Here is a 349-nt window from a genome sequence, read left to right on the forward strand (position 1 = left end):
GGCGAAACTGGTGTCGATGTCGCCGGGGCCCACCTCGCCGGTCGGCGCGACCGGCGTGAAGGCCGACCGGAAAGACCTGAGATCGAGCGTGTCGAAAGCGAGCGTGCCGGCAACCACCGGCCGCCCGTCCGCGACGGAGAAATCAAGCGCCCCCATGCCCGGATTGTTGTTGAGGGTGACCGTGGTGTTCTCGAACTTCACGCGCCCCGCCGAGGCGTTGACCTTGCTGGCGATCGAGACCGCGCCGATCGCAGCACCCGGCGCGAGCCCGGCTTGCGACCACTCCAGCACGCGCCGCAGCGACGGCGCGGCGAACTTCGCCTGGCCGTCCAGATAGGCATTGTCCGAC

Annotated in this window: 1 pseudogene; it reads right to left on the reverse strand. The window is 69.3% G+C overall.

Annotation, left to right across the window (positions count from 1 at the left end):
* Positions 1-349, reverse strand: a pseudogene (locus EN846_RS34010) (AsmA family protein); the annotation flags it as partial.

Source organism: Mesorhizobium sp. M4B.F.Ca.ET.203.01.1.1, from assembly GCF_004791025.1.
GTDB lineage: Bacteria > Pseudomonadota > Alphaproteobacteria > Rhizobiales > Rhizobiaceae > Mesorhizobium > Mesorhizobium abyssinicae.